General features: G+C 54.5%; 1 pseudogene. It reads right to left on the bottom strand.

The window, feature by feature from the left end:
• Positions 1 to 50: 50 nt before the first annotated feature.
• Positions 51 to 266, bottom strand: a pseudogene (locus R0J92_RS23565) (pyrimidine 5'-nucleotidase); the annotation flags it as partial.

Below are 266 nucleotides of genomic sequence, written 5' to 3'. Positions count from 1 at the left end.
GAACACGATGCGCTGCCGCGTCCAGCCATTTTTCAAGGCCGGTGAAATGCCTATCTTGGCGCAACAATTTCTTCCAGAAACCGGGTCAGGTTGTCGGTCACATAGTCCACCTGATCGGTGAACTCGGGATCGCTTTCCCATATTTCGGAAAAAGTAGGCTCAAAATTGTTCGGCACCACCAGCACGGTTTTCATGCCAAGCGCTTTGGGGACGACCAGATTGCGCGCCAGATCCTCGAACATCACGGCCTTGCCCGCATCGATGCC

The sequence above is a fragment of the Tritonibacter sp. SIMBA_163 genome, from assembly GCF_046535935.1.
GTDB lineage: Bacteria > Pseudomonadota > Alphaproteobacteria > Rhodobacterales > Rhodobacteraceae > Epibacterium > Epibacterium scottomollicae.
Note: the sequence above shows the minus strand (reverse complement) of the source record. Positions and strands in the feature narration are given on the sequence as shown.